Here is an 18999-nt window from a genome sequence, read left to right as displayed (position 1 = left end):
CGTGTCACCTTCCGGATTGCGGGACGACGCTCAGCTCGCGCTCGCGCTTGCGGTAGGCCGGGCTGTTGCGCACCTCGGCGACCGCCTTCCAGATCCGCTCCGCGAGCGCCGGCTGGCGGGCCACGAAATCGTGCGACAGCATCAGGTAATATGGTTTCTCGACCAGCGGCACCGGCCTCACCTCGAGCTGTTCTGCCATCGGGCCGCGCACCAGGCGCGCCGCATCGGCACCGCCCAGCGCCGCCGCAGGGATGCGGCCGGAAACCAGTTTCTGCAGCAGCTCGTCGGCACGCTGGCTGCCCTCGTCCACCTGCACGCCCTGGGCGCGCAGGAAGTCGCCCACCGAATAGCCGAGCTGGAAGCCGATCCGCCCGTCGAGGTTCCGGAAGCTTTTGCCATCCCAGTCGACGCGGCTGCCCTTGCGCCGCACCAGCAGGTAGCGGTCGACATGCATGCGGCGTTCCTTGTCGGCCTGTTGCCCGCCCGGAAAGGCGCCCAGCGCCAGCCGCTCCTGCGAGAAGCTGACCGCGAAGGCGCCGCCGACCTGGTTGGCCTTGAGCTGGGCCAGGCAGCGCTTCCAGGGCATGCTCTGGTAATCGAATTCGACCCCGGTGCGGCGCGCCACCTCGTTCAGCAGTTCGATATTCAGGCCGCCGCCGTCGAGGGTCCGCCAGGGCAGCACTTCCTGGCGCTCGAAGCAGAGCGGAATGCTGGGCTTGCCCGCAGCCGCCGCCGGACCGCCGGCCAGCAGGCTGGAAACGAGGAATCCGATGGTGAACAAACGCTGCATGGCGGTGGTGCCGGCACTGATGTCGTTGGAAACAGAACGGCAAGTATGCCAGAGCTTGTTGAAATTTAGGAAATTTTTGACCGCAAACCCCCGGCAGTCGTCGCCGCGCCGCCACGACCGGCGTAGATGCCATGCTCAGGCCCGCGCCTATGCTTGAGTGCCCACAAGATTGCCCTCCTGGCCCCTGTCTACATTTGCTGGATCGGTCAGTCCTGACCGAACGGACAAGTAAAGGATGCGATGATCAAGCGATACCACATCACCCTGGGAGCCACCACGAACGCGGGCGGCACCGTCACTTCGGCAAGTTCCCCGATTTCCGTCGACGGAGCGAAGATCGCACTCGAAGGCGACACCGTGTCTTGCACGGCGTGCGGCTCGGACGGCGTGATCAGGCCCGATGGGCCGCGCCTGGACGAGCGTTTCGACAACCGCCAGGTGGCGCTCCACGATGACTTGTGCATCTGCAAGTGCGCTACGCCGCCGAGGCTGGTGAACAGTCAGCTGTGCAGGGCCCAGTCGATCGACGTCGGCTGACACGCCAGCCAGGCAAGCGCGGCCAGGCCCGACACCCCGGGACTCAAGCCGCCTGCACCTGCCGCTGCCGGTGCAAGTCATGCAGCAGCCCGCAGCGCAGGCCGGCATCGGTTTCCAGCAGCGCGCGGATTTCCAGCTCCTCCATCAGCGCCAGCAGGATCGCCAGCGCGGCGGCGACGTCGCGCAGCAGCAGGCGGCCGAGTCCGGCCAGCGGGCGTCCGCCGCCGGCATGCTCCAGAACCCGTGCGCCGAGCTGCTCGAGGTCGGCGCGGCTGACACCCTCGGCGCCGGCGTGGTCGCCGTGGTCGCCATGCGTGCCGTTTTCGCGCGCCAGCCGGGCCAGGGTGCGGACCGTGCCGGAGGCGCCATACACGCAGTCGCGGGTGCCGGGTGCGTAGTCGGCGGCATGGTCGGCCATGCGCACGCGCGCCGAGGCCACCGCGGCCGCGAAGGACACGGCGTCGATGCGGCCGTTGCCGAAGAAGGTCAGGGCCTGGCGCACCGTGCCCAGCGCCACCGAGCCGGCGCGCCGCACGCGCATGCCCTGCCCCAGCGCGAACTGGGTCGAGCCGCCGCCGATGCCCAGCACCAGCGTACGTGCGCCGGCCGGGGCGGCGCCGGCCACGCCCATCCAGGTGAAGATGGCTTCTTCCTCGCCGGACAGGACCCGCACTTCATGGCCGAGGGCCTGCTGGGCCGCCGGCAGGAACAGATGGGCATTGCGCGCCATCCGCAAGGTGGAGGTGGCGACCGCGCGTACGGCTTCGAGCGGACGCGCGCGCAGGCGTTCGCGCAGGCGCGCCACGCACTCGAGGGCGTCGCGCATCGCGTCCTGGCTCAGGCAGCCGCTGGCATCGAGGCCTGCCGCCAGGCGCAGCGGCACGTGCGCGCTCTCCAGTTCCAGCGGGACGCCGTCGCGGTAGCTGGCCACCAGCAGGCGGAAACTGTCGGAGCCGAGCACCAGGGCGGCATAGCTTGGCGCGGATGGGTCGGGATAATGGTCGTTCATGGCTGCTCCGGCGAATTGTTCGGCGAGACGATAGCGGGCCTGGATGACGGTTCGATGACAGGCCCGGTCCGCATCGCCTTACACCTCGGCGGGAACGGCGGACGCCGGCGGCGCCAGCTCGACGCGGTTGCGTCCCGCCGCCTTGGCGGTGCGCAGGGCTTCGTCGGCGCGCGCGAGCAGGGTCACGCTGCTGTCGTCGGCACGGATCGTGGTCACGCCGAAGCTCGCGCTCAGGGTGATCATGGCCCGCTCGGTCTTGACCGGGGTGGCGGCGATCGCGGCGCGCATGCGCTCGGCGACCATGGCGGCGTCCTGCTCGCTGGTGCGCGGCAGCAGGATCGCGAATTCGACGCCGACCAGGCGCGCCAGCTGGTCGCTGTCGCGCAGCTGGCGCTTGCAGACGTCGAGCAGGCTGCGCAGGACGACATCGCCGGCCGGGTGGCCATAGCTGTCGTTGACGCGCTTGAACTGGTCGAAGTCGAACAGCACCAGCGCGGTCGGGGCGCCGGGCCGGCGCGCCAGCGACATCCACGGCGCCAGCACCTGGAAGAAGCCGCGCCGGTTGGTGACGTCGGTCAGCGGATCGACCACTTCCAGGCGCGCCAGCCGGTCCTCCAGGCGTTCGCGGCCCAGCAGCAGCCAGCCGAAGCCGCCCAGCAGCATCAGCAGGTACAACGCGGCCGAGTACAGCTGGCGCAGCAGCTCGTTGCTCATCCAGCCCCAGCCGGACGGCGCCAGCAGCACCAGGGCGCCGCGCAGGCCCACCACCAGGGCCAGCAGCGCGGTCGCCAGCGCCAGGAAGCGGCGCAGCATCGAGGCCCCGGCCCAGCCGCGCGCCAGGGCGGCGGCCGCGGACAGGTAAAACCCGCCGAGGATCAGAGAGGACGCCAGTGCGCGCAGGCCGATCTCGTCGATCCAGTAGCACAGCAGGAAGACCACCAGCGCCAGTCCCAGCGCCGGGGTGGTGAAGCTGCGCCAGCGCCGCCCGCCGGCGCGCTCCCACAGCGCCCCCGCCTCCCAGGCCACGCCGGCGATCACCAGGGCGTAGGCCACCGGCATGGCCAGCCGCTCGGGCACCACGTTGGCGCCGCCGATCGCCAGCAGCAGCCAGCCGGCCGCCTGCATCTGGCGCGACCAGCCCCAGGCCGACAAGGCCGCCGGACGGCCATTCCCATGTTCGAAGAAAAACAGGGCGGCGCAGATGGCCAGGTTGCCGAGGGCCAGGGCGAGGACGATGGTGGTCGGATCCATGGCCGCCTCAGAACTCGTGGACCACGGCGGTGGTGCCGTCGCCGACCTTGCTGGTCCAGGCCCGCGCCCAGTACTGCATCTGGGTTTCGCTCGGGGCCTCGTGCCAGAACACGATCAGGGTGCCCTTGTGGTCATGCAGCTGGTTCAGCTTCTCGACGAAGCCGCCGTCGCCATCGACATCGGCCAGCGCCATCGCATAGCCATAGACGCGGTCGAGCCGCTCGATGCGGTCGAGCTCGGTCTGGCTGTTGGTGGCGGTGATGGTGGGATGGTCCAGGAACATGAGGTCTCCGTGAGGCTGCGGCGGCCAGCTTATCAGAAACTTATCCTCTGCAACAAGCCGGACCGGACTCGCCGCGATCCGCATCGTATACTGCCGGCCATGCCGAATCATTCGAAGCCGCTGGTCCGCACCGAGGGCGACCGCCGTACGCTGGAGTTCACGCCGGGCGACATCCAGAGCGCGATGCGGCTGTCGCGCCCGCACGCGCTGGTGCTCTCGTATGCGCGCGCCATGATGTGCTTTCCGCTGTTCGTGCCCCACCCCGGCCACATCCTGATGGTCGGCCTGGGCGGCGGTTCGATGGCCAAGTTCTGCCGGCGCCGGTTTCCGGCCTGCCGCATCAGCGTGCTCGAACTGCGCGCCGACGTGATCGCCCTGCGCGAACAGTTCCTGGTGCCGCCCGACGACGAGCGCTTCCGCGTGATCCATGCCGATGCCGCCGAATGGATGGCCGCCGCGGCCCGCGCCGGCGGCGCGATCGCCGACGTGATCGTGGTCGACGGCTTCGACGCCGCCGGGCTGCCGCCGGCCCTGTCCAGCCGCGCGTTCTACGAGGATTGCCGGCGCCTCCTGCGCCCGGACGGGGTACTGGTGGCGAACGTCTTCAGCTACGACCCGCGCCGCGCCGACGTGCTGGACGCGTTGGACCGGGCCTTCGACGAGCGCACCTGCCGGTTCGACAAGGTGGCCGGCAACAACCACATCCTGTTCGCCGCCGCCGGCGCCGCCGGATATGCGGCGCGGGTGCTGCGGCGCCCGCCATTATTGAACCGGCTATGCATACGCCTGAACCTTATCCGGATGGCATGGCGCAGTGTTTTGGGCTAGCCACATCCGGGTCCGCTACTTGCTTCTGAGAGACAATTTGTTTGCGGAAACAAGCCTTTCTGTGACAAACTTGGCCCCGCCCACATGCCTTTGAGCAAGTAATTTCACTATAGGATTCTGGATGCCGCGTCGACGACTGCAGCTTTCGCTTACGCTTGCGGCGGCCCTCACGCTTGGGGGAGGCCTCGTCACGACCGCCGTGCTGACGGCCGCGGTCAACCAGCTCGAGATCGATAACCAGACCCTCGCCTTCGAACAGGGCGCGGCCGTGCGCGTGGCCGCCCTGCGCCAGGGCATGGACGAAGCGGTCGAAGTGCTGAACGTCACCAACCAGCTGTTCGCCACGGTGCAGCCGGTAACGCGCTCGCAGTTCCGCGATTTCACCAATCCGCTGTTGCTGCGCAATCCCTACATCAAGGCCTTCAACTTCCACCGCGCGCTCGAGGACAGCGAACGCGCCGCCTTCGAAGCCGAGCTGCAGCGGGTGCGCCCCGGCACCGTCCTGCACGAGATGCAGGACGGCCGCCTGGTGCCGGCGCCGCGCCGGCTGCGCTACAACGTGGTCGACTACCTCGAGCCGATGCGCGGCAACGAGCCCGCCTTCGGCCTGAACGTGGGCGTGAACAACGAAGTGGCGCGGGCCCTGGCGCGCGCCCATGCCAGCGGGCACGCGGCGGCCACCGGCCTGCTGAACCTGGCCCAGGACCCGGGCGGCAAGCCCAGCTTCGAGGTCGTGATGCCGGTCTTCGGCCCGGCCGGCCGCCTGCTGGGCGACACCGCCGCCGTGGTCGACGTGCAGACCCTGGCGCGCTCCACCCTGGCGCGCGCCGGCCTGCTGGAAGACCGCAGCATGCTGCTCAAGCTGTATATCGGCACCCGCACCGCCCCCGCCGCGATGGTGTACGCCAACCACGACGAGCGCGAGGCCGCCGCGCCCGAGCTGCCGCCGATGCGCTGGCTGGCGCGCGCCGGCGCGCGCTCGCTCGACCACTTCGTGGCCGCCGGCCAGACCTGGACCGTGGAAGCCGCCGCCGCGCCCAAGCCCTACCTGACCGACCACCTGGCCTCGTCGCTGCTGCTGGCCGGCGGGCTGCTGTCGACCCTGTTGCTGACCGCCTTCGTGCAGGCCGCCGGCCAGCGCGCGCGCAAGGTGCAGGAACTGGTGCGCGAGCGCACCGCCGACCTCAAGCTGACCAACCAGCGCCTGATCGACGACGTGCTGGCCAGGAAGCGCACCGAAAAGGCGCTGCAGGAGAGCGAGCAGCGTTTCCGCCAGCTGGTGGCGATGTCCTCCGACTGGTACTGGGAACAGGACGAGCAGCTGCGCTTCGTCGCCATGACCGGGCACTTCACGGAAAAATCCGGCATCGCCGTCGATCGCATCCTGGGCAAGACCCGCTGGGAATTCGTCGGCAACATGGGCGACAGCGAGGCGGGACGCGAGCACCTCGCCGCCGTGCAGGCGCGCGAGCCCTTCAAGAACCTGGAATACCGCGCCTACGACGACAACGGCGAGGAGCGCTGGTTCTGCGTCAGCGGCCAGCCGATGTTCGACGACAGCGGCCGCTTCACGGGCTACCGCGGCACCGGCAGCGACATCACGGCGCGCAAGATCACCGAGCAGCGCGTGCACCACGTGGCCCAGCACGACGTGCTGACCGGCCTGCCCAACCGCTCGCTGCTGCAGGACCGCCTGAGCCAGGCGGTGGCCTATGCGACCCGCAGCGGCCATCCTGTCTGGGTGATGCTGATCGACCTGGACCGCTTCAAGTTCGTCAACGACAGCATGGGCCACAAGGCCGGCGACGTGCTCCTGATGACGGTGGCGGCGCGCCTGCGCGGCTCGCTGCGCGACACCGACACCGTGGCCCGCCTGTCGGGCGACGAATTCGTCGTGATCCTGTCGCAGCACGAAGACCAGCCGCTGACCAGCGACATCGTGCAGCGGGTGATGGATTCGGTGGCCCAGCCGGTGATGCTGGGGCCGAAGGAATTCTTCGTCACCTGCAGCATCGGGGTGGCCGCCTATCCGAGCGACGGCACCCCGGCCGAGAACCTGATCGAGCACGCCGACATCGCGATGTACCGCGCCAAGAAGCTGGGCCGCAACAACTTCCAGTTCTATACGCCGGCGATGAACGAGGAATCACTGGAACGGGTACGCATCGAGAGCGCGCTGCGCAATGCGCTGGAGCGCAACGAATTCGTGCTGCACTACCAGCCGCAGGTGGACCTGAAGACCGGCCAGATCGTCGGCATGGAGGCACTGATCCGCTGGAAGCATCCGGAGCTGGGCATGGTGCCGCCGTCGCGCTTCGTCGGCGTGGCCGAGGACACCGGCCTGATCGTGCCGATCGGCGCCTGGGTGATGCGCACCGCGGCTGCCCAGAACAAGATCTGGCAGGACGCGAGCCTGGGCAAGCTGAGGGTGGCGGTCAACCTGTCGGCGCGCCAGTTCAGTGCCACCGACCTGGTGCCGGGCATCGAACAGGTGCTGATCGATACCGGACTGGATCCCGCCTGCCTCGAGCTGGAGCTGACCGAAAGCCTGTTCATGAGCGACGTCACGCCGGCGGTGGAACTGCTGCACCGCATGAAGGCGCTGGGCGTGAAGCTCTCCATCGACGACTTCGGCACCGGCTATTCGAGCTTCTCCTACCTGTCGCGCTTCCCGATCGACGTGCTGAAGATCGACCGCTCCTTCGTGAACGACATCAGCCACGACGCCAACGACGCCGCGATCGTCGCCTCCATCATCACGCTGGCGCACAACCTGCGCCTGTCGGTGATCGCCGAGGGTGTGGAGACGGCCGAGCAGCTCGACTACCTGCGCCACCAGGGCTGCGACGAAATGCAGGGGTATTATTTCTCGCGTCCGCTGCCGGCCCACGAATTCGAACAATTGCTGCGCCAGCGCCGCGGCCTGGCGTCCTTCGAAGACGAGCCGCAAGCCGCGGTGGCCTGACGATTACATCACGATTGCATGGTTTTGCATGAACAAAGGCCGCTAAGGCCTTGTATTCTTTGTTTTATCTGAAATATTTTGTGGCAGAAATAATATCGTTCCCCTACAATACAATTTGAACATAAGGCAATAATGCCGTTCGCATAATAACGAGGGATGATATGAACTACGAGACTGGTGGACTGGGTACCATCGAGAGCGTGGCCGACCGCAGGCCGCGTACCGACATGCGTACCCGCGACCTGGTCAACCAGGCGGTAGCATCGATCCCGACCCTGGGCCTGCAGCGCGCCGCCGAATTCCTGGCGGCGATGAACGTGCCGGCGGAAGTTGCGGTGCGCACCCTGGTGTATCCGCACCGCCGCCGTTCGAACTGATTCGCCGCGCTTATTTGCGCGCTTATTTGCGTGGATCCTGGGCGCTGATGTCGGCCAGCGATTCGCGGCCGCGTTCGGTGAGTTCGTAGCCGCCGCCTTCCAGTGCGGCGATGTGCGATTTGCGGCTCAGGAACTGCACCACATCCTCATCCAGTGCGCTCGCGGGATTCTGCTGCAGCGCACGCAGCGCTTCGATACAGCGCTTCAGAAACAGCACTTCCTGCCCCTTCGGGCTCAAGGAAAGGCTGCCGTTCTTCCCATACTGCACCAGTTTCAGGCCGGACAGGCGTTTGGCGTTGCGGCCGACGCAAGCGTTCACCCGGTCGTTGCGGGCGCCGCGCCGGATGAATTCGAGGGCGTCGTATTCGTCGCCCGTCAGTTTCTCATTCTTCATTCAGACTTTCATTGGAAGCAAAGGTCGCCATGGTAAGGCGCCCCGGGTTCTCCCGCAACTTCCGCTTGGTTTACCCGAGCACGCGCACGGCCGCCCACACCAGGCCGGCCCCGGCCAGCGCCACCAGCGCCAGCGCCGCCTGCATGCGCCGCGAGCCCAGCAGCGAGCTTCGTCCGAGATAGATCTTGTTGTACAAGGTGCTGCCCATGCTGTCCTCCCCGAGAGTGGTCGACCGATGGACCATTATAGAAAGTTTCCTCAGGGCACTATGTGCGCCCGCGTACACAGTGTTGATTTTGTATCGATAAAGCAACACGTCATGGGCGCCTATCGGGCGCCGGAAGGTGCGGCTGGCTGTTAGGATCATCTCGACATGACAACCGCCAACACAAGGAGAGCACCATGAATACGTCCATCCCCAAGCCGGATCCAGCCGCAAAAGGACCGCCGATGATGCACGAAGGCGATATCGGCAGCGGCGAAATCTCGCCGGGCCAGCACGAAACCAATGAGATGATCAAGGAGATCCCGCCGCTGCCGCAGCGCGGCAGCCGGCAGGATGCCGGCGAGGCCGGCAATCAGCAGGGCAAGCCGGGCAAGCCCTGATACGGGACGCCTTAGTCCGCCTTGATCGGCGGCTGGGGCATCCCGGGTTCTTCGACCGGCGCGCGGGACGGCGCCGGCACGTCGTCAGGATCCGGACTCGGCTGCGGAGGCGGCTGTTCCGGGTCGGTCGGATCCGGCGTGGTGTGGGCGCGCAGGTCCGGCATCAGCTCGCGTTCCACCATGGTTATCTACCTTCCTTTTGCTTCGCACCGCCGCCGGCGCCCTTCCCTTTGCCGGCCTTGACGGTGGTTTTCTCGTTATGGCTGCTCTTGTCCGGATTCACGCCGGCACGGCGCTTGGCCAGATCCTCTTCCGAATCATTGGCCGACTGCTTGTTCTGGTTGCCGCTGGATTTCGATTGGGTCATAGCAATTCTCCTCGAGTGAAAACGTGATGAACGGTTGACGTTTTCGCGCAGCCTAGCACGTTGGAACGGGACCGGCTTTCAATCGTGCGCGGTGTTGGTATGATGGCGTTCTTGCCGTTTTTACACTGGATGACCGCTCCCATGCTGCGCCTGCTTCCCGCCGCCTTCGCCCTCGTCTGCGCCGCCGCCGGCGCGGCGCCGCCGAAACCGATGACCCTGGCCGACTACATGGCCCTGACGGGTCCGGTCCCCAACGCCACCTTCGCCTACGGCAGCGCGCCTTCGCAGTATGCCGAACTCTACGTGCCCGGCGGACCCGGCCCCTTCCCGGTGGCGGTGCTGGTACACGGCGGCTGCTGGACCAAGGAATTCGGCGGCATCAAGCAGCTGCGCAACCTGGCGGCGGCGCTGGCCGAGCGCGGCATCGCTTCCTGGAACGTGGAGTACCGGCGCGTCGACGAGGCCGGCGGCGGCTATCCGGGCACCTACCAGGACATGAACGCGGCCCTGGCCATGCTGGCCCAGCAGGCGCGCCGCTATCCGCTCGACCTGAACCGCCTGGTCGCGGTCGGCCACTCGGCCGGCGGCCAGCTGGTGCAATGGATGGCGGGCCGGCCGCGCATCCCCGACACCAGCCCCCTCTACCAGCCCGATCCGCTGCCGGTGAAGCAGGTGGTGAGCCTGGGCGGCCTGGCCGACCTGCGCCGCGAGCAGGCCCTGATCAAGTCGAGCTGCGACCGCGAGATCGGCCAGCTGACCGGCGCGCCCAGCGACAAGCGGCCCGACGTCTTCGCCGACACCAATGCCGGCGACCTGCTGCCCAACGGCAGCCGCACCATCCTCGTGACGGGCGAGCTGGACCGCATATCGCCGCCGCGCGTGGCGAAGGACTTCGCGGCCCGCGCCCGCGCCGCCGGCGACGCCGCCGAGGTCGTCATCCTGCCCGGCGCCAGCCACTACGACGAGGTCGCGGCCAGCTCGCATGCCTGGCCGCTGGTGCTGCGGGCGATCGAGTCGGCGCTGGGGCGCTAGTCCCTGAGCAGTCGTTTGGCCAGGCGCTGGTCGACTGTGACGTCGCCCACCGGCACGGCGACGCACGGCAGGATGTAGCCTTCCCTCTTCTCGTCGAAAGACAGGCCCGGCCATTCGACCAGGTAGCGCACGCTGCCGCTCGCCAGGCGGCAGATGCAGGTGCGGCAGGTGCCGTTGCGGCAGGAGCTGGGCAAGTCGATGCCGGCCTGTTCGGCGGCGTGCAGGATGGTCGTGTCTTCCGGTGCGGGGACGGTCCAGCCGGCTGGCTGGAAGGTGATCGTGGCGTCGCTCATGATGCTGCCGATTGTACCCGCCCGCAAGGCGGCTTACTCGGCCGCACGATGAGTTCGTTCGCGCACAGACCCTTGCCCTGAGCGGCACTACGCTGAGGTTTCCATATGCAAGTAATGCAGGAAGCCAATGAAATACTTTACCGCCCCCGTCCTGGCCGCCCTCCTTGGCAGCGTCTGCGCTGCCGCCGGCGCCCAGCAGGCCTATCTCGTCAAGAACAAGCCGGCTGTCCCTCAACAGACCGCGCAGCCGGCACAAACGTCCTCACAAACGCCTGCGCAGGCGCCCGCACAAACACCGGTGCAAACGCCCGTGCAGGCGCCTGCGCCGCAAGCCCCCGTCGGCGCCGCCGAAGGCGCGGCGCCGGCCGGCGTGACCACCGAATTCGAGCGCCTGCTGCGCGCCCAGGTCCTGCTCGACCGCGTCCACTTCTCGCCGGGCGAGATCGACGGCGCCTTCGGTTCCAACATGAAGCAGGCGCTGTCCGGCTTCCAGAAGGCGCGCAACCTGCCGGTGACGGGCAAGCTAGACGATGCCACCTGGCAGGCCCTGAACGCCGACACCGCGCCCACCGTGGTCGCCTACACGCTGGCGGACGCCGACGTCGCCGGCCCTTTCCGTCCGGTCCCCGAAGACATGATGGAAAAGGCCAAGCTGCCCACCCTCGGCTACGCCAGCGTGCAGGAAGAGCTGGGCGAGAAATTCCACGCCAGCCCGGCCCTGATCGAAAAGCTGAACAAGGGCAGGAACCTCAGCCGCGCCGGCGAACAGATCATGGTGCCGAACGTGATGGGCACCCCGGCCCTGCCGCCGGCGGCGCGGGTCGTGGTCTCGCGCGACGCCCGCATCCTGACCCTCCAAGACGCCAGCGGCCAGCCGATCGCCCAGTATCCGGCGTCGACCGGCAGCGAGCACGACCCGCTCCCGATCGGCGACTGGAAGATCACGGGCGTGGCGCGCAACCCGGTCTACAACTACAACCCCAAGCTGTTCTGGGACGCCAAGCCCGGCGACGGCAAGGCGAAGGTCGCGGCCGGCCCCAACAATCCGGTGGGCGTGGTCTGGATCGACCTGTCGATTCCCCACTACGGCATCCACGGCACGCCGGTACCCGGCCTGGTCGGCAAGACCGAATCGCACGGCTGCATCCGCCTGACCAACTGGAGCGCGGCCGAGGTCGCCGGACTGGTGCAGAAGGGGACGGAAGTCGTATTAACCGAATAAATACTTAACTGAAGCAGTATCACGGCGGAAAATACCAACAACAAGGAGATCGCGATGAGATGGCTGTTGACCTTCCTGCTCGGCGTGGTGGTGGGCGCGGGCGGCCTGTTTGCCTGGCTGCGCCAGGTGCCGCACGAAGCGCCGGCGACGACGCAGGCGCAAGCCCAGGCAAACACGGGCTCCCTGCCCGCCCCGGCCGGGCCGGACATCGAGAGCAGGCTGCCGCCGGCGCCCAAGGTCACGCCCGACCTCACCGAACTCGACCTGCCGCTGCGTCCCTCGGTCACCGCACTGCCTGCCGATACCGGCGTCTCCTCCACGGCCGCCCCTGCCGGCAAGCTGATGGTGCCGGTCGAGGGCATGAGCCTGGCCAGCATCAAGGACAACTTCGACCAGCCGCGTGGCACAGAGCGTCACCACGAAGCGCTCGACATCATGGCGCCCAAGGGCACGAAGGTGCTGGCCACGGCCGACGGCAAGATCGCCAAGCTGTTCACCAGCAAGCCGGGCGGCCTGACCGTCTACGAGTTCGATCCCACCGAAAAGTACGCCTATTACTACGCCCACCTGGACCGCTACGCCGAGGGGCTGAAGGAAGGCATGGACGTCAAGCGCGGCGACCTGATCGGCTATGTGGGCAGCACCGGCAATGCGGATCCGAACGCGCCCCACCTGCACTTTGCCGTGTTCGAGCTGACGCCGGAGAAGCAGTGGTGGAAAGGGACCCCGGTGAATCCCTATCCGCTGCTGGGCGAGTGAGCGAAGGTCCCCTTACTCGTCCACGTCCGCCCCGACGTTGATCGCCGCATAGGCCCGCTGCACGGCGATGGCCTCGCGGCTGCCCTTGCCGTACAACTCCTCGGCCGACTCGATCATCTTGGCGCGCGCATCGGCGTAATTGGTGCTCGAGGTGAACTTGGTGGTGTTCGCCTTGAACCAGATCCGGTAGGCCTTGTCGAGGCCGATGCCGGTCATTGCCGCCGGGTTCTTGAGCAGGTATTTGCTGTAGTAGTCGCGGGCCTTGTCCGCGTTCGAACCTTGCGAGAGGAAGTAGAACATGCGGTTGTTCGGGCCGCTGCTGTAATGCACGTCGATGCGCCTGAGCGAGGTGCTCCAGGCGTCCGGGCTGCTGCCGTCCTTGCTCGGCTTGTACATCCAGCGCAGCGGCGTGCCGCTCTTGCTGATCTCCTTGCCCAGCACCCAGTCGTTGCCCTCGCCCGGTATCGTCTCGCCCTTGCCGCCGGCGCGCGCATAGGCTTCGACCACTTCGCCGTTGATGTCGGAGGCCGACTCGTTCAGGCCGCCCGATTCGCCCGAGTAGATCAGGTTCGAGGTGGCGGCGGTGACGCCGTGGCCCATCTCGTGGCCGATCACGTCGATCGAACCGAGGCTGTAGAAGCTGGCGCCGTCGCCGATGAACATGCAGCGGCAGGTGTCGCTGTAATAGGCGTTGTCGTAGGCGGTGTTGACGTGGGCGGCGATATAGGTGGCCGTGTTGTGGCCGTCCAGCGACTGCCAGCCGAACACGTTTTTCAGCGTGTCGTAGGTGTTCATCAGGCCCCACATGGCGTTCACCGCCGCGGTCTGGCCGTTGGCATTCGTGGTCGAGCCGCCGCTGATGTAGTTCTTGCCGTCGCCCCAGGTATTGCTGTCGTTGACGTAGACCTCGCCGGCCTTGGTGCCGTGGTTGGCGTTGGTGATCGCCATCGCGCCGAACATGCCGCCGGTGCCGCGCGTATCGTCGATCATCCTGTACTTGCCGTCGACCAGGGTGGTGTTGATCGGCACCTCGCCGTTGTACTGGCTCTTGCCGACGCCGACCACGGTCTGTAGCATGTTCCACTGGTCGAGGATGCTGCCGTCGCGCGCGCTGACCACGGTGTCGTGGTAGACCGGCTTCTCGCCGACGTGCATGCGGGTGTGGACCAGGTAGGCCAGCTCGTAGTGGTCGACGACATCCTCGACGTCGAGGGCGTTCAGCTCGTATTCCGGCTTGTCGCGCGCGGCGGCGGTGCGCTCGGTGCGCAGCACCGGATAGATGATCAGTTCGGCGCTCGGCGGCGCCACATGGCTGGCGTTGGCGCCGAGCGAGCCGAGGGCGGCATCGATCGCCTGCTTCGGCGAGATCGCCGGCACCACGCTGAAGTCGCTGCCCGGACCGCTGCCCGCCGCGGCGCCCGGAGCGCTCTTGCCGAGACCGGCCCGGCGCTCGGACGCCGACTCGGACTGGATCTTCCCGTTCGGGCCGAGCACCACCACAGATTCCGAGCCGAAGATGGGCACGCCCTTCCAGGTGTGGGCGACGCGCGCGACCTGGGTGCCCTGCATGCCCGGATGCTGGCTCAGCACCACGAAGCCGTGGCGCGCGTCCAGGCCGCGCTGGGCCCGGCGCGTCTCGAGCTGGGCGACGATGCCGGCGCTGGCCTGCGGCGTGGCCTTGACCGGCGCGCTCATCATCGTCAGCGGAAGCGGCGCTGCCGCCAGCGGCAGGCAGGCCAGGCAGATCACACAAGAAACGGCGCCGATCGACGCCGCCAGCAGTTTGCGGGAAGGGTATTTCATCTCGCCTCCATTCGGTTGGACAGCCCGTAAGCAAGCTCTGCTTTGGGCACCATCAGAGTGTGGACGAGGTTCCGTTCAAGGATTTGCTCGAACGCAAAAAGCCCCACGGCGCGCGGGGGCGCTGTGGGGCGTATCGTTGGGCGGTACTTTGGGTACTTGTGCGTCGCCCCCGCGAAGGCGGGGACGACGGTTCAACGATCCCGACGCCGCATCAAATACATCGCCGTACCAACAACGGCGGTAGCAATCGCCGCCTTCTTCACCAGGCCAGCCTTGTTGTGCTGCCATTCGGCCTTGATGCCCATCTCCGCCAGCACGTTCGGCACCTTGCCCCTGGCCAGGTCTTCGCCGACCCCTTCGACCACGTTGACGCGGTCGGCGGCCAGCAGGATCAGCCAGTGGCGCATGTCGTTCTCGGACCAGCGGAAGGCCAGGCGGCGCAGCATGCCGGACAGGCCCTTCGGCGGCTGGGCGGTGCCGAAGATCGGGGTGATGCCGGGGCGCTCGGTCGAGACCAGGATCTCGACGTTTTCCGGCTGCTGCGGCAGCTTGCCCTCATGGGCGTGGATGAAGCGCGGCGGGGTGCGCTCCATCGGCACCGCCGGGCGGTTCTTGCGGTCCAGGTCGGCGCCCCAGCCGTGGATGTGGGACAGCTGTTCGCGGGTCGGCCGCTGCGGCACCATCGGGTAGTCGTTCTGGTGCTCGTCGGCGTGGCCGTTGTGGTGGTGCTGGTGCGAATGCGGATCGACTTGATCGGAAGTTTGCATGGGGGCTCCTTAATGCAGTGCGCTGGCCTGGACGGCGCGGACCTCGTGGGCGCGCGGCGGGATCAGGACGGTCTTGATACAGTCGTCGAGCTTGCTCGAGAAGATGTGGTAGGCATCCGCCACCTCTTCCAGCGGCACCCGGTGCGTGATGATGTCCTTCGGGCTCAGGCGGCCTTCGCGGATGTGCTCGATCAGGCGCGGCAGGTGGCGCTTCACGCTGGCCTGGTTGGCGCGGATCGTCAGGCCCTTGTTCAGCACGTTGCCCATCGGGACCATGTTGAAGGTCGGCCCATACACGCCGACGATCGAGACGTTGCCGCCCTTGCGCACCGAGTTGATGGCCCAGTGCAGCACGGTCGAGGAGCCGGCCTGCATCTTCATCAGGCGGCCGGTCAGGGTCTGGGCGATCGAGCCGGCGGCGTCGCCGCCCACGCAGTCGATGCAGACGTCGGCGCCCATCCAGTCCGTCATCTTCTTGATGTGCTCGGCCATGTCGTTGACTTCGCGGAAGTTCACCACTTCGCACTGGGCCCAGCGCTTGGCGAATTCGAGGCGGTACTCGAGCTCGTCGACCACGATCACGCGCCCCGCCCCCATCAGCCAGGACGACTTGGCGGCCAGCAGGCCGATCGGGCCGGCGCCGAAGATGACCACGGTGTCGCCTTCGCTGATGTCGCCCATCTCGGCGGCCTGGTAGCCGGTCGGCGTGACGTCGGTCAGCAGCACCGCGTCATCGTCGTGGATGTCGTCCGGGATCAGCATCGGGCCGACGTCGGCCATCGGCACCCGCACGTACTCGGCCTGGCCGCCGTCGTAGCCGCCGGCGGTGTGCGAGTAACCATAGATGGCGCCGACCGCGGTGGCTTCCGGGTTCGTGTTGTGGCAGTTGCCGAACAATTCGTGCTGGCAGTAGAAGCAGGAGCCGCAGAACAGGTTAAACGGCACCATCACGCGGTCACCGGGCTTCAGCGTCTGCACTTCCGAACCGACGTCCTCGACCACGCCGATGAACTCGTGGCCGAAGGTATGGCCGACGCGGGTATCGGGCACCATGCCATGGTACAGGTGCAGGTCGGAACCGCAGATACAGGTACGCGTCACGCGCACGATGGCGTCGCCAGGATGCTCGATGACGGGATCGGGCTTGTGGTCGGCACGGACGCGATAGGGCCCCCGGTAATTCATTGCCAGCATATGTCCTCCTCGGGATTGGTTGACGGCCCACAGCTCAAGCATGGGCACTTGGACAAGAAGTTATGTCAAAACGCCAAGGAAGGCGATACGCGCACGGAAACGAACGCGGGTTTCTGGACAATTTTTTTGTTTCAGCTAGTTCTTTGTTTTTAAAAGGAAATTTCTTTGTTTCCTAAAGAAAACGGCCGCGCTTGGCGGCCGTCACGACGTCAGGACCTTCGGTTCAAAGCTGTCTGGCGTCGAAGGTATTGCATTGATTGACCGAGCCGGTCTCCAGGCCGCGCTTGAACCAGCGCACCCGCTGCGCCGAGGTGCCGTGGGTGAAGGAATCCGGCACGACCTCGCCGCGCGACTGGCGCTGCAGGGCGTCGTCGCCGATCGCGCTGGCCGCGGCCAGGGCCGACTCGACGTCGCCCTGCTCGATGATCTGCTTGGCTTCGTTGGTGTGGTAGGCCCACACGCCGGCGAAGCAGTCGGCCTGCAGCTCGACCCGCACCGACAGCGCGTTCGCCTCGGTCTCGGACAGGCGCTGGCGCATGCCGTCGACCTTGCCCGAGATGCCCAGCAGGTTCTGCACGTGGTGGCCAACCTCGTGCGCGATCACGTAGGCCTGGGTGAATTCGCCGCCCACGTGGAAGCGCTGCTGCATCATGCGGAAGAAGGTCAGGTCGATATAGACCTTGCGGTCCGCCGGGCAGTAGAAGGGGCCGACCGCGGCCTGGCCGGTGCCGCAGCCTCCGGTCGTCGTGCGCTCGTCGTACAGCACGAGTACCGGCGGCGTGTAGGTGGCGCCGTTGGCCTTGAAGATCTGGGTCCAGGTGGTTTCGGTGTAGCGCAGCACCGTGCGGACGAACTGGGTCTCGCGGTCGGTGGCGGGCGGATGGGATGGCGCCTGCTGCACCTGCGCGGGCGAGCCGCCGCCGGACAGCAGGCTCAGGATGGTGCCCGGCGACACCCCGAAGAACCAGGAACCGAGCAGCGCGATGACGATCGTGCCGATCCCCAGCGTGCCGCCGCCGATGCCGAAACCGCCGCCGCCACTGCCGCGGCGATCTTCCACATTACTGCTCTGTTCGTCGCCTTCCCAACGCATATCGTTCTCCTTGCTTTACTTTCCGATGGGCCGCCTCTGGCCCACCACGCCCGCCTGTTCGCGGACATCCTTGTTCCGGAATTCCTCGTCGACCGCCAGCCCGGCACGCCGCTCGTCGTGCAGATGGCGCTCATGGCGCTCGCGTTCGACTTCGCGCTCGATGCGGTCGCGGGTGGAGGCATTCGGCAGTTTCGTACTCATGGCTATCCTTGGTGGAGTCGGCCGGCGCCATCGCCCAGCCCGTTGCCGCAGTATGCGCGGAGGTGCCGGCCGGGTATGTACGAGCCTTCACATAGTGCATCGAGTTTTCCCTGGTTCAGGATTTTAGCCGATGGCGCCACTATGTACGCTAACGCACGGAGACGCGTGTGCGCCGACGCCATGCTGACGCAATGAACTTGCATCTGCGCTCCCCGTCCGCCCTCGTCGCCCTCGGCCGCCAGCTGCGCGCCCGGGATTACCGCTTCGTCACCGTCACCCCGGCCACCCACAGGCGCGTCAACCGCCGCGCGGAGAATGCCTGGGCCCACGACCTGCGTGGCGTGCTCGGCTGGAGCCGGCCCTGGCGGGCCGGTGCCGTGCCCGACGAGATCGAGTCCCGGCTGGTCGAGGCCGGCCTGTGCGAACAGATCGAAAAGGACGGCGAGCCCGGCCGTCGTGCGCGGGTGCGCGCCTCGACCATCGGCCGCCAGCTGGTCTTCCATTCCGCCTGGCCGACCGACGACGAGGACGCCGTCTTCTTCGGCCCCGACACCTACCGCTACGTGGCCGCGCTGCGGCGCTCGCTGACGTCGGAACTGCTGCGGCGGCCGGTGCGCCGCGCGGTCGACGTCGGCTGCGGGGCCGGCCCCGGCGCCATCGAACTGGCCTTGTGCTGCCCCGACGCCACCGTCTACGGCACCGACATCAACGACGACGCGCTGGCCCTCACCGCCGTCAACGCCGAGCTCAACGGGGCCGCAAAGCTCATTCCCTGCCGCAGCAACCTGCTGGACGGCGTCGACGGCCACTTCGACGTGGTGATGTCGAACCCGCCCTACATCCTCGACGCCGACGAGCTTCCCTACCGCCACGGCGGCGGCGAACATGGCGCCGAACTGTCGATCCGGATCGTGAAGGCCGGCCTGGCGCGCCTGCATCCGGGCGGCAGCCTGCTGCTCTACACCGGCGTCGCGATCGTGGACGGCGAGGACCGCTTCCTGTCCGCGATCCGTCCGCTGCTGGAGGCGTCCTGCGAGGAGTGGCGCTATGAGGAACTGGATCCGGACATCTTCGGCGGCCAGCTGGAGTGCGACGGGTATGAGCGGGTGGAGCGGATTGCGGCGGTGTGGCTGCATGCGGTGAAGCGTCGGGAAAGCGCCACGGAATGATTATTCAATTTTAACTTTTGCCTGGGCCGGATCGTCGACAGCCGCGCCGCCGCGGTCGA

23 protein-coding genes are annotated in these 18999 nt (G+C 67.4%); 9 read left to right on the top strand and 14 right to left on the bottom strand.

Annotated features, from left to right (window positions below):
* Positions 1 to 4 precede the first annotated feature (4 nt).
* Positions 5 to 790, bottom strand: coding sequence for a substrate-binding periplasmic protein (locus tag AC1DOQ_RS07075; RefSeq protein ID WP_477361604.1), 786 nt, complete (start codon positions 788 to 790; stop codon positions 5 to 7).
* Between the two features lie 240 nt (positions 791 to 1030).
* On the opposite strand from AC1DOQ_RS07075, the gene AC1DOQ_RS07070 reads away from it, so the two are divergent.
* A complete protein-coding gene (locus AC1DOQ_RS07070; RefSeq protein WP_477361602.1) occupies positions 1031 to 1327 on the top strand; it encodes a PAAR domain-containing protein in 297 nt (98 codons plus the stop codon).
* A 43-nt stretch (positions 1328 to 1370) separates the two neighbouring features.
* Here AC1DOQ_RS07070 and AC1DOQ_RS07065 read toward each other — a convergent pair whose 3' ends face one another.
* The 3 genes from AC1DOQ_RS07065 to AC1DOQ_RS07055 form a co-directional block, all read right to left on the bottom strand.
* Positions 1371 to 2336 (bottom strand): Ppx/GppA phosphatase family protein, encoded by a 966-nt coding sequence (locus AC1DOQ_RS07065; RefSeq protein WP_477361600.1) that lies wholly within the window; start codon positions 2334 to 2336, stop codon positions 1371 to 1373.
* Between the two features lie 78 nt (positions 2337 to 2414).
* Entirely contained in the window at positions 2415 to 3587 is a 1173-nt protein-coding gene (locus AC1DOQ_RS07060; RefSeq protein WP_477361598.1) for a GGDEF domain-containing protein, read from the bottom strand.
* Positions 3588 to 3594: 7 nt separating this feature from the next.
* Entirely contained in the window at positions 3595 to 3870 is a 276-nt protein-coding gene (locus AC1DOQ_RS07055) for a hypothetical protein (protein WP_477361596.1), read from the bottom strand.
* A 99-nt stretch (positions 3871 to 3969) separates the two neighbouring features.
* Here AC1DOQ_RS07055 and AC1DOQ_RS07050 point away from each other — a divergent pair, with 99 nt between their 5' ends.
* The 3 genes from AC1DOQ_RS07050 to AC1DOQ_RS07040 all read left to right on the top strand — a co-directional run bounded on the left by AC1DOQ_RS07050 (position 3970) and on the right by AC1DOQ_RS07040 (position 8040).
* Positions 3970 to 4698, top strand: a complete 729-nt coding sequence (locus AC1DOQ_RS07050) for a spermine/spermidine synthase domain-containing protein (RefSeq protein ID WP_477361594.1) — start codon at positions 3970 to 3972, stop codon at positions 4696 to 4698.
* 121 nt (positions 4699 to 4819) lie between these two features.
* Complete coding sequence (locus tag AC1DOQ_RS07045; protein ID WP_477361592.1) at positions 4820 to 7663, top strand: bifunctional diguanylate cyclase/phosphodiesterase; 2844 nt, start codon at positions 4820 to 4822, stop codon at positions 7661 to 7663.
* Between the two features lie 161 nt (positions 7664 to 7824).
* Positions 7825 to 8040: a hypothetical protein gene (locus AC1DOQ_RS07040; RefSeq protein WP_477361590.1), complete on the top strand. Its 216-nt coding sequence runs from the start codon at positions 7825 to 7827 to the stop codon at positions 8038 to 8040.
* Positions 8041 to 8062: 22 nt separating this feature from the next.
* Here AC1DOQ_RS07040 and AC1DOQ_RS07035 read toward each other — a convergent pair whose 3' ends face one another.
* Complete coding sequence (locus tag AC1DOQ_RS07035) at positions 8063 to 8434, bottom strand: hypothetical protein (RefSeq protein ID WP_477361588.1); 372 nt, start codon at positions 8432 to 8434, stop codon at positions 8063 to 8065.
* A 70-nt stretch (positions 8435 to 8504) separates the two neighbouring features.
* On the bottom strand, positions 8505 to 8642 hold the full coding sequence (locus AC1DOQ_RS07030) for a hypothetical protein (RefSeq protein WP_477361586.1): 138 nt from the start codon (positions 8640 to 8642) through the stop codon (positions 8505 to 8507).
* 194 nt (positions 8643 to 8836) lie between these two features.
* Here AC1DOQ_RS07030 and AC1DOQ_RS07025 point away from each other — a divergent pair, with 194 nt between their 5' ends.
* On the top strand, positions 8837 to 9040 hold the full coding sequence (locus tag AC1DOQ_RS07025; protein WP_477361584.1) for a hypothetical protein: 204 nt from the start codon (positions 8837 to 8839) through the stop codon (positions 9038 to 9040).
* Between the two features lie 11 nt (positions 9041 to 9051).
* Here the strand turns inward: AC1DOQ_RS07025 and AC1DOQ_RS07020 are convergent, their stop codons facing one another.
* Together AC1DOQ_RS07020 and AC1DOQ_RS07015 are read right to left on the bottom strand one after the other, a co-directional pair.
* Positions 9052 to 9222, bottom strand: coding sequence for a hypothetical protein (locus tag AC1DOQ_RS07020; protein ID WP_477361582.1), 171 nt, complete (start codon positions 9220 to 9222; stop codon positions 9052 to 9054).
* A gap of 2 nt (positions 9223 to 9224) precedes the next feature.
* Entirely contained in the window at positions 9225 to 9407 is a 183-nt protein-coding gene (locus AC1DOQ_RS07015) for a hypothetical protein (protein ID WP_047826474.1), read from the bottom strand.
* 141 nt (positions 9408 to 9548) lie between these two features.
* Between AC1DOQ_RS07015 and AC1DOQ_RS07010 the strand changes: the two genes are divergently transcribed.
* Positions 9549 to 10439, top strand: a complete 891-nt coding sequence (locus AC1DOQ_RS07010) for an alpha/beta hydrolase (RefSeq protein ID WP_477361580.1) — start codon at positions 9549 to 9551, stop codon at positions 10437 to 10439.
* Here the strand turns inward: AC1DOQ_RS07010 and AC1DOQ_RS07005 are convergent.
* Complete coding sequence (locus tag AC1DOQ_RS07005; RefSeq protein WP_477361578.1) at positions 10436 to 10732, bottom strand: 2Fe-2S iron-sulfur cluster-binding protein; 297 nt, start codon at positions 10730 to 10732, stop codon at positions 10436 to 10438. The two genes, AC1DOQ_RS07010 and AC1DOQ_RS07005, sit on opposite strands and share 4 nt — an antisense overlap.
* A gap of 127 nt (positions 10733 to 10859) precedes the next feature.
* Here AC1DOQ_RS07005 and AC1DOQ_RS07000 point away from each other — a divergent pair, with 127 nt between their 5' ends.
* Together AC1DOQ_RS07000 and AC1DOQ_RS06995 are read left to right on the top strand one after the other, a co-directional pair.
* Positions 10860 to 11954 (top strand): L,D-transpeptidase family protein, encoded by a 1095-nt coding sequence (locus AC1DOQ_RS07000; protein ID WP_477361576.1) that lies wholly within the window; start codon positions 10860 to 10862, stop codon positions 11952 to 11954.
* A 54-nt stretch (positions 11955 to 12008) separates the two neighbouring features.
* Positions 12009 to 12713 carry a M23 family metallopeptidase gene (locus tag AC1DOQ_RS06995; RefSeq protein ID WP_477361574.1) on the top strand — a complete coding sequence of 235 codons (705 nt, stop codon included), beginning with the start codon at positions 12009 to 12011 and terminating at the stop codon, positions 12711 to 12713.
* Positions 12714 to 12725: 12 nt separating this feature from the next.
* On the opposite strand, the gene AC1DOQ_RS06990 is transcribed toward AC1DOQ_RS06995, so the two are convergent.
* The 5 genes from AC1DOQ_RS06990 to AC1DOQ_RS06970 all read right to left on the bottom strand — a co-directional run bounded on the left by AC1DOQ_RS06990 (position 12726) and on the right by AC1DOQ_RS06970 (position 17771).
* Positions 12726 to 14516, bottom strand: a complete 1791-nt coding sequence (locus AC1DOQ_RS06990) for a M4 family metallopeptidase (protein WP_477361571.1) — start codon at positions 14514 to 14516, stop codon at positions 12726 to 12728.
* A 191-nt stretch (positions 14517 to 14707) separates the two neighbouring features.
* Entirely contained in the window at positions 14708 to 15283 is a 576-nt protein-coding gene (locus AC1DOQ_RS06985) for a hypothetical protein (RefSeq protein WP_477361569.1), read from the bottom strand.
* Between the two features lie 9 nt (positions 15284 to 15292).
* Complete coding sequence (locus AC1DOQ_RS06980; RefSeq protein WP_477361567.1) at positions 15293 to 16477, bottom strand: zinc-dependent alcohol dehydrogenase; 1185 nt, start codon at positions 16475 to 16477, stop codon at positions 15293 to 15295.
* A gap of 223 nt (positions 16478 to 16700) precedes the next feature.
* Complete coding sequence (ypfJ, locus tag AC1DOQ_RS06975) at positions 16701 to 17570, bottom strand: KPN_02809 family neutral zinc metallopeptidase (RefSeq protein ID WP_477361565.1); 870 nt, start codon at positions 17568 to 17570, stop codon at positions 16701 to 16703.
* A gap of 15 nt (positions 17571 to 17585) precedes the next feature.
* A complete protein-coding gene (locus AC1DOQ_RS06970; RefSeq protein ID WP_477361563.1) occupies positions 17586 to 17771 on the bottom strand; it encodes a hypothetical protein in 186 nt (61 codons plus the stop codon).
* A gap of 191 nt (positions 17772 to 17962) precedes the next feature.
* On the opposite strand from AC1DOQ_RS06970, the gene AC1DOQ_RS06965 reads away from it, so the two are divergent.
* Positions 17963 to 18940, top strand: a complete 978-nt coding sequence (locus AC1DOQ_RS06965; RefSeq protein WP_477361561.1) for a methyltransferase — start codon at positions 17963 to 17965, stop codon at positions 18938 to 18940.
* Positions 18941 to 18999 lie beyond the last annotated feature (59 nt).

The sequence above is a fragment of the Massilia sp. 01N417 genome (assembly GCF_056399645.1).
The sequence above is the reverse complement of the archived record's forward strand: the minus strand, read 5'-3'. Positions and strand labels throughout refer to the sequence as shown.